Source organism: Cellulomonas algicola (assembly GCF_003851725.1).
In the GTDB taxonomy this organism is placed as follows: domain Bacteria; phylum Actinomycetota; class Actinomycetes; order Actinomycetales; family Cellulomonadaceae; genus Cellulomonas; species Cellulomonas algicola.
Genome location: NZ_BHYL01000341.1, coordinates 1 through 8,397 on the forward strand (window position 1 = coordinate 1; position 8,397 = coordinate 8,397).

The following is an 8,397-nucleotide window of genomic DNA, read 5'->3' on the forward strand; positions in this document are numbered from 1 at the left end:
GAGCCGCTGAGGCGCTCGCGCGTCTCGCGGGCACGCTCGGCGGCGGCACGCTCGGCGCGACGCGCGGCGGCGAGCTCGGCCGCGGCGCGCTCCTCGGCGAGGGCGCGCACGCGCAGCAGGCCGGCGAGCGGGAAGGAGCGGGTCATGCGACGTCCCCCAGCTGCTGGACGAGGGCGGACAGGTGCGCCCACGCCTGGGCGGACGGCACGACGTCCTCGATGTCCTGGCGCAGGAACGCGTCGATCGCCCGGCCGTGCGTGACGGCCGCGTCGACGAGCGGGTTCGAGCCCGCGACGTAGGCGCCGACGTCGAGGAGGTCCTGCGCCTGGCGGCGGGCGGCCATCACGGCGCGCAGCCGGCGGGCGGCGTCGCGCTGCTCGGCGGTCGTCACGCGGGACGCGACGCGGCTGATCGAGCCGAGCGCGTCGACGCTCGGGAAGTGGCCGGCGACCGCGAGGCGGCGGTCGAGCACGACGTGCCCGTCGAGGATCGAGCGGGCGGCGTCGGCGATGGGCTCGTTGTGGTCGTCGCCGTCGACGAGGACCGTGTAGAGGCCGGTGACGGAGCCGGTCGCGCCCGTGCCGGCGCGCTCGAGGAGCTGGGCGAGCAGCGCGAACGTCGACGGCGGGTAGCCGCGGGTCGCGGGCGGCTCGCCGACGGACAGCCCGATCTCGCGCTGCGCCATGGCGACGCGCGTGAGCGAGTCCATCATGAGGACCGCGTGCCGGCCCTCGTCGCGCAGCGCCTCGGCGATGCGGGTCGCGAGGAACGCGGAGCGCAGGCGCACGAGCGGCGGTTCGTCGGACGTCGCGATGACGACGACGGACCGCGCCAGACCCTCGGGGCCCAGGTCGTCCTCGAGGAACTCGCGGACCTCACGGCCGCGCTCGCCGACGAGCGCGATGACGGACACCTCGGCGTCCGTCCCCCGCGCGACCATCGACAGCAGGCTCGACTTGCCGACGCCCGACCCGGCGAACATGCCGAGCCGCTGGCCGCGGCCGACGGTCACGAGCGTGTCGAGCACGCGGACGCCCAGGTCGAGCGGCTCCTCGACGCGGCTGCGCTCGAGCGGGTGCGGGGCGCGGCCGTCGAGCGGCACCCACGCCTGCGCCCGCAGCGGGCCCTTGCCGTCGATGGGCCGGCCGAGACCGTCGAGCACGCGGCCCAGCAGCCCGGGTCCGACGGGCACCCGCAGCGGCTCGCGCAGCGGGCGGGCGGGCATGCCGGCGCGGAGCCCGGCCGTCGGGCCGAGGGGCATGCAGCGCGCGGTGGCACCCGCGGTCGCGACGACCTCGGCGAGGACGTCGTCGCCGACGCGCACGAGCTCGCCGACGGCGGCACCCGTGCCGACGACCTCGATCGTCAGGCCGACGACCGCACGCACCGTGCCGATGCGCTCGGGCGCGGCGGCCGCGAGCACACGGTCCCACGCGGGGGACCCGGGGGCGCCGGGGTGGGACGCGCGGACGGGTGCGACGGGCACGACGGGAGCGCCGGGGGCGACGAGCGCCACGGGCGCGTCGAGGGTCGCGGTCACGCCTGCTCCAGGGCGGCGCGGGCGCGGGCCAGCGCGGTCGTGACGCGCGCGTCGAGGTAGCCGTCGGGCAGCTCGGCGACGGCGTCGCCGGCTGCGAGCGTCGCGTCCGCGACGAGCGTCACGGTCGCGGGAAGCGTCGGGGCGGTACCGCCGGTCGCGCTCGTCGCGGCAGGCACCGCGGCGAGGTCGTCGGGGTGCATCCGGACGGTCACGGGCTCGGCGGGGTCGACCTGGGCGAGCACCCGGGCCAGCGCGGCACGGGCACCCTGCGCGTGGTCGGCGAGCTCGATGCCCAGGACCGCGGTGGCGAGGTCGAGCGCCGCCGCGTGCAGACGACGGTCCACCTCGGCGACGACGGGCACGGTGCGCGCGGCGGCGGCCGACGCGGCGGCCTGGAGCGTGTCGAGCGCGTGGTCGAGCGCCGCCTGCGCGGCGACCCTGTGCTGCTCGGCGGCGGCACGGACCCGCACCGACTCCTCCTGGGCGACGCGCGCGGCCTCGCGGGCCCCGGCGGCGTAGCCGGCGGCGAACCCCTCGGCACGCGCGGCCTCGGACGCGGCGCGGTCGATCACGGGTGCGACGGTCGAGGCCGCCGCGAGCGGCGACGGCGTGAAGACGACCGGGTCACCCGCGGAGCGCGCGACGGGCGACGCCGTCGCACCGGTCGCGACGAACGCGGCCGGCACGGGGACGGCGGGCGTGACGACCGCACCGCCGGGCAGCGCGGCGGCGAACACGGGGGCCGCGGCCGGCACGTCCGTCGTGGGGGTCGCCGTGGCGTCCGGCGTGGGACGCGGCGTGGGCACGAATCCGAGGTCAGGCAACGAGCTCGTCCTCCGCGTCGCGCCGGATGACGATCTGGCCGCTCTCCTCCAGGCGCCGGATCACCTGGACGATCGCCGCACGCGCGTCCTCGACGAGCGAGAGGCGCACGGGGCCGAGCAGCTCGATCTCCTCCAGCAGGTTCTCCCGCGCCCGCTCGGACAGGTTCCGCATGACGGTCTCGCGGACCCCGTCGCTGACGCCCTTGAGCGCCACGGACAGCTGGGCGGTCTCGACCTGGCGCAGCACGAGCTGCATGGCCCGGTCCTCGAGCAGCGTGATGTCCGCGAACACGAACATGCGGCTGCGGACCTCCTCCGCGAGCTCCTCGTCGCGTGCGGCCAGACCCTCGAGGATGACCTTCTCCGTGCCGGGGTCGGCGCGGTTGATGATCTCGACGAGCGGCTGCACGCCGCCGACGGCGGCGAAGTCGTTGGCCTGCAGGACGCTCGACGCCTTGCGCTGCAGCGTCTCCGCGATCACCTGGACGACGTCGGGCGACGCGCGCTCCATGAGCGCGATGCGGTGCGCGATGTCCGCCTGCAGCTCGGGGTCGAGGCCCGCGAGGATGATGCCGGCGTGGTCGGGCTTGAGGTGCGCGAGCACGAGCGCGATGGCCTGCGGGTGCTCGCTCGACAGCAGCGAGACGACCTGACGCGCGTCGGCGTGCTGCAGGAACTCGAACGGCTGCCCCTGCATGGTCGTCTGGAGCCGCTCGAGCACGTCCGCGGCCTGCTCGGCGCCGAGCGACGCGACCAGCAGGTGCTGCGCGAGGCCCATGCCGCCACCGACGCCCGGGCCGACGACGGACACCGCGTGGAACTCCTCGAGCACCTCGTCGGCGAGCCGCTGGTCGACGCGCTCGAGCCGCAGGATCTCGGCCGTGAGCTCCTCGATCTCGTTGACGTCGAGCTGCGCCATGACGCGCGCGGCGCGGTCGCGGCCGAGCTGCAGGAGCAGCATCGCGGCCTTCTGGGTCCCGGTGAGCGCGGCCATCAGCGGCGTCCGGACGGGGTCGCGGTGCCGAGCCAGCCGCGCAGGAGGTCCGCGACCTCCTCGGGCTGCTCGTCGGCGAGGGCGGTGATCTCGGCGCGCTTGCGGGCGACCGGGTCGGGCTCGGTCGGCAGCGGCCCGGCAGGCAGCTCGGGCAGGGCGTCCTCGGGGAGGCCCTCGAGCGCGAGGCGCGCGTCGTCGTCGAGCACCGGCTGGAGCTCGCCCAGGTCGATCGCGGTGCGGCGCGACCGGCGCGACCGGCGGGTCATCGCGATCGCGATCGCGAGCAGCAGCGCGAGGACGACGGCCCCGATCGCGGCCTGCTGGATGAGCGAGCGCTGCTCGGCGGCCTTCGCGGCGGCGTCCGCCGCGGCGAGCGCCTCACCGGCGGCCTCGGCCTGAGCGGTGTCGAACGGCACCGCCTGGACGGCCACGGTGTCGCCGCGCTCGGCGTCGACGCCCGCGGCGGCCGCGATGGTGTCGCGCAGCTCCGCGAGGTCGATCGGCGCGGCGGCCTTCTCGTCGAGGACGACCGCGACGGACTGCCGCTCGATCGCGCCCGGACCCTGCTGGACGCGCTCGGTCGTCTTGTTGATCGCGTTGGTGCGGTCCTCGGTCGTGGACTCGTACGAGCCCGACCCGTTCGTCCCGTCGCCGCCCGGCACCTGGATGTTGTCCGGGCCGAGCACACCGGCGGCGCCGGAGGCGGCACCGCCCTCGTACGTCTCGGTCGTGGTCGACGACGCGAGCGGCGGGGTGTCGGGCGTGGCCGCGAACTCCTCCGTCGTCCGGTCGGTCTGGCTCTGGTCGACCTCGGCGGTCACCGTGACGGCCGACTTGCCGGGCCCGACGACGCGGTCGAGCAGCGCCTGCACGGACGCGGCGACGCGCGCCTCGTAGTCGCTGGCCTGCTGGCCGCCGACGCCGCCGGTCGTGCCGGTGCCGACCGCGGACAGGACCTCGCCCGTCGAGTCGACGACGGCCACGTCGGTCGGCTTCATGCCGTCGATGCCGGCGGACACGAGGTGGACGATCGCCTGCACCTGGTCGACCGACAGCGACGTGCCGGGGCGGGTGCGGACGAACACCGACGCGGTCGGGTCGGCCTTCTCCGAGACGAACACCGAGTCCTCGGGCAGCGCGAGCTTCACCGTCGCGGACTCGACGCCGTCGATCGCGCCGATCGTGCGGGCGAGCTCGCCCTCCAGCGCGCGCTGGTACGTCGTCTGCTGCTGGAACTCGCTCGACGTCATGGGCATCTCGTCGAGCAGCGAGTAGCCGCCGCCGTCCGCGTTGGTCGGCAGACCGGCCGCGGCGAGCTTGATGCGCTGGTCGTACAGCGCCGTGTCCGGGACGAGGACCGTCGAGCCGCCGTCGGCGAGCTGGTACTGCACGCCGTCCGCGGTGAGCTGGTCGACGACCGCGGACGCGTCCGCGCCGGACAGGCCCGTGAACAGCGGGCTCATGGTCGGGCGGGACATCCACGTCGAGAGCGCGAACGCCCCCAGCACCAGGACGGCGACGCCGATGAGCGCGAGCGTGCGCTGCGCGAGCGAGAACTGCTTGACGGCCCCCGTGAGACGGTCCACGGCGGCCTGCACCTGGGCGGGCATCAGGCCTGCATCCTCATGATCTCGGTGAACGCCTCGACGGCCTTGTTGCGCACGGCGGCGGTGAGCTCGAGCGCGGTCGACGCCTGCGCGGACGCGATCGTGTAGTCGTGCACGTCGTCGAGGTCACCCGTGACGGCACGCACCGCGAGCTCGTTCGACGTGGACTGCAGCTGCTGCAGGTTCTCGATCGAGCCGAGGATCCCGGCGAACTGCGCACCCGCGGCCGGGTCGGCGGCGGTCGCGGCGCGCGTCGCGTCGAGCGCACCGGTGGGGAGCACCCCCGTCACGGGGGTCACGGCGAAGGTCATCACTGCCGTCCGATCTGCAGGGCCGCCTGGTAGGTCTCGCGCGCCCGGTCCACGACCGTGGCGTTCGCCTGGTAGCCGCGCTGGGCCATGATCAGCTGGGTCATCTGGCTCGACATGTCGATGTCGGGGTACCGGACGTAGCCGTCCTCGTCGGCCAGCGGGTTCGACGGCTCGTACACGAGCCGACCCTCGGCGCTGCCCTCGACGATGCCGGCGACCTGCACGCCCTGGTTCTCCCCCGCGCTCTCCGCGGCCACGACGTACTTGGCGCGGAACGCGTCCTCCGACGTCGGGCGGACGGTGTTGAGGTTGGCGAGGTTGTCGCTCACGGCGTCGAGCCACTTGCGGTGGACCGTCAGGCCGGTGGAGGCGATCCCGATCGCTCCGAAGATCGTCATCAGCTGGTCCTCATGGCGGTGCGGACGGACGAGAACTGGCCCGAGACCGCCTGGGTCGCGAGCTGGTAGCGCAGGTTGGTGTCGATGTTGAGCAACGTCTCGGCGTCGAGGTTGACGTTGTTGCCGTCCTCGCGCGTCGGCTCGAGCGACCGGTGCGTCGTGGCCTCGACCGCGCCGCTGCCGTGCGCGACCGCGCGCGTCAGCTCGTCCTCGAACCGGACGCGGCGGGCCTGGAAGCCCGGGGTCTGGATGTTCGCGACGTTGTCCGCGATGGCGCGCTGGCGCAGCGCGAGCCCGTCGAGCGCGCTGTTGAGCGCGACGGAGCTCACGGAGTCGAACAGACCCATGACAGGTACACCTCTCCCGAGGACGGGTGGGGCGGCCGATCCGTGGCCTGTTGCGTGAGCGAGTCCTTGCTCACTCCCCCCATCGGCCGGGCCTCCGGGCCGATGAGAGGTTTCAGGACGGGCGAACGGGTGACATCACGCCTGGGCGTCGACGTACACCGGGAGGTCCGGGCGGACCGGGCGCAGCGCGTCGGCGGCGACGAGCTGGCGGCGGCTGCGCACGAGCGCCTCCGCGGTACGGCGGGCGACGTCGAGCTGGCGGTCGAGCAGCGCCTGGCCGCGCTCCTGGAGCGAGACGGGCAGGGTGCCGAGGTCGCGCGGCGGCTGCCACACGGCGGCGCGCGCGACCTCGTCGACCGGCGCGAGGTGCGCGGTCCGCAGCAGCTCCTCCGCCGCGGCGACGTCGACCTCGAGCGCGTCGAGCGCGCGGACCCACGCGGCGTGGAAGTCCGTCGCGGGCGTGCCGGTCGTGCCGGCCGCCGGGGAGAGCATGTCAGCCGACGCCGAGCAGGCCGACCGCGGTCGCGGTCTCCAGCGCGGGCGCGTCCGCCGGGGTGGGGATCTGGACCTGCGCGAGCGAGCGCGCCGCCTCGTGCCAGGCCTCCGCGAGCGGCTCGATGAGCGCGCGGCAGGACCGGGTGATCTCGACGTCGCCGCGCGCACCGGCGCGGATGAGCTCGCCGAGCAGGAAGCGGTAGATCGACATGAGCTGCGGGCCGCCGTCCCACGCCGCCTCGTCGAGGCTGACGATGAGCTCGGCGACGATCTCCTGCGCGTGCTGCAGGTGCCCGCGACCGGCGACGACCTCCCCGGCCTCGAACGACTCGGCCGCGCGGTCGACGTCGACCAGCATCCGGTCGTAGAGCATCGTGAGCAGACGCGCGGGTCCGACCGTGGCGACCGCGTCGGCCACGTACCGCGAGCGGATGTCAGGCATGGGGTGCGACCTTCCGGTGGGCGTCAGGAGCTCGAGGACGCGGACAGGGACGACAGCTGGCCGGCGAGCCAGCTCGACTGCGACTGCAGGTTGGACAGCGTGACCTCGAGCGCCGAGTACGTCTTCTGGAGGCTCTCGCGACGGATCTCGAGGCGGCGGTCCCACGCGTCGATCTGCGTGCCGAGGGTCTTCACGAGGTCCTGCTGGCCGGTGATCTTGCGGGTCAGCGTGCCGTCGACCTTGTCGGAGGCCTCGACCGCGACGTCGGCGACGCGCTGCGCGAGGCCCGACACGACCTTCTGGACCTTGTCGGGGTCGGCGGCCAGCGCCGCCTTGAACTTGGCGTCGTCGAACGTGAACCCGCCGTCCTTGCCGATCGTGATGCCGACCTCGGAGGGCGACGTGCCGTCGACGGGGTAGGACGCCGCGGTCTGCAGCGCCTGCTTGAGACCGCGGACGGCGCTGTCCCCCGCGAACAGGCCACCGCTGACGACCGTGCGGCCGTCCGCCGCGGTGGTCGTCGTGGTCGACGTGCGGGACGCGACCTCCGAGAAGACGACACCGAGCGCACCGACGAGGCCCGAGGCCAGCGACGTGATCGCGGCCGTGTCGCGACTCACCGTGAGGGTGACCGGGTCGGCCTCGACCTTCGAGATCGTGATCGACGTGCCGGCGAGCACGTCGGAGAACGTGTTGGACGACGAGGTGACCTTCTGCTCGGCGCCGACGACCCCGGCCCAGAGCGTGATCTCGGCGTCCTTCGCGGCACGCGTGTCGACGAGGGACAGCTTCGCCGCCGTGCTCGCACCGACCTGCTCCTTCGTGCCCGCGTAGACCTCGAACGCGTGCTTCGCGCCGGTCTCGGTGGAGGTGAGCTGGAGCCGCGTGGTCCCGCCGACCGTGACGGCGACCGCGTTGACGCCGGCCTTCGACGCGCTGATCGCGCGGGCCGTGGCGGCGGCGTCGGCGCCCACGGTGACCTCGGTGAGGGTGCCGTCGGGAGCCTTGAACGTGAGCTTTTCGCCCGCGGCGGGGAGCGTGGCGTAGTCGGTCAGCGAGACCTGGCTGGCCGCGAGGGCGTCGACACGGAACGTCAGCTCGGTGGGCGTGCTGCCCGTGCTCGTCGTCGCGGTCACCGACGCGGCGGACGCCGCCGCCTTCGTGACCTCCCACGACGTCGCGGTGGCGGCCTTGGTCGCGGCGTCCTTGAGCGACGAGACCTTGGTGTTGAGCGACTGCAGCGCCGTGACGAGGTTCGTCGTGGCGGCCTGCTTCGACTTCAGCAGCGTCTGGGGGGCCGACTCGACCTGCATCAGCTGGTTGATGAGGTCGGTCGTCTGCAGCCCGGAGACCAGGCCGTCGATGCCCATCGTCGCCATGCGCGGTCGCTCCGCTCGTCGTGGTGGTGGTGCGGGGGTGAGGCGCCGGTGGCGGGCGGC

10 protein-coding genes are annotated in these 8,397 nt (G+C 74.6%); all 10 read right to left on the bottom strand.

Features of this window, described 5'->3' with window-relative positions:
- Positions 1-142 precede the first annotated feature (142 nt).
- Positions 143-1,423 carry a FliI/YscN family ATPase gene (locus tag CTKZ_RS18425; RefSeq protein ID WP_124344296.1) on the bottom strand — a complete coding sequence of 427 codons (1,281 nt, stop codon included), beginning with the start codon at positions 1,421-1,423 and terminating at the stop codon, positions 143-145.
- Positions 1,424-1,536: 113 nt separating this feature from the next.
- Positions 1,537-2,364, bottom strand: a complete 828-nt coding sequence (locus CTKZ_RS18430; RefSeq protein WP_124344288.1) for a FliH/SctL family protein — start codon at positions 2,362-2,364, stop codon at positions 1,537-1,539.
- Positions 2,357-3,358, bottom strand: a complete 1,002-nt coding sequence (gene fliG / locus CTKZ_RS18435) for a flagellar motor switch protein FliG (protein WP_200829818.1) — start codon at positions 3,356-3,358, stop codon at positions 2,357-2,359. Before fliG ends, CTKZ_RS18430 begins: the two co-directional genes overlap by 8 nt.
- Complete coding sequence (gene fliF, locus CTKZ_RS18440; RefSeq protein WP_124344290.1) at positions 3,358-4,968, bottom strand: flagellar basal-body MS-ring/collar protein FliF; 1,611 nt, start codon at positions 4,966-4,968, stop codon at positions 3,358-3,360. The genes fliG and fliF overlap by 1 nt, the downstream gene beginning before the upstream one ends.
- Positions 4,968-5,276, bottom strand: a complete 309-nt coding sequence (fliE, locus tag CTKZ_RS18445; protein ID WP_124344291.1) for a flagellar hook-basal body complex protein FliE — start codon at positions 5,274-5,276, stop codon at positions 4,968-4,970. Before fliE ends, fliF begins: the two co-directional genes overlap by 1 nt.
- Positions 5,276-5,674 (bottom strand): flagellar basal body rod protein FlgC, encoded by a 399-nt coding sequence (gene flgC, locus CTKZ_RS18450; RefSeq protein ID WP_124344292.1) that lies wholly within the window; start codon positions 5,672-5,674, stop codon positions 5,276-5,278. The genes fliE and flgC overlap by 1 nt, the downstream gene beginning before the upstream one ends.
- Positions 5,674-6,021 (bottom strand): flagellar basal body rod protein FlgB, encoded by a 348-nt coding sequence (locus CTKZ_RS18455; protein WP_200829819.1) that lies wholly within the window; start codon positions 6,019-6,021, stop codon positions 5,674-5,676. Before CTKZ_RS18455 ends, flgC begins: the two co-directional genes overlap by 1 nt.
- Positions 6,022-6,156: 135 nt before the next feature.
- Positions 6,157-6,513: a hypothetical protein gene (locus CTKZ_RS18460; protein WP_124344293.1), complete on the bottom strand. Its 357-nt coding sequence runs from the start codon at positions 6,511-6,513 to the stop codon at positions 6,157-6,159.
- A gap of 1 nt (position 6,514) precedes the next feature.
- A complete protein-coding gene (locus CTKZ_RS18465) occupies positions 6,515-6,958 on the bottom strand; it encodes a flagellar export chaperone FliS (protein WP_124344294.1) in 444 nt (147 codons plus the stop codon).
- 23 nt (positions 6,959-6,981) lie between these two features.
- The coding region (gene fliD / locus CTKZ_RS18470) for a flagellar filament capping protein FliD (protein WP_307720320.1) at positions 6,982-8,397 on the bottom strand (1,416 nt) is incomplete at its 5' end.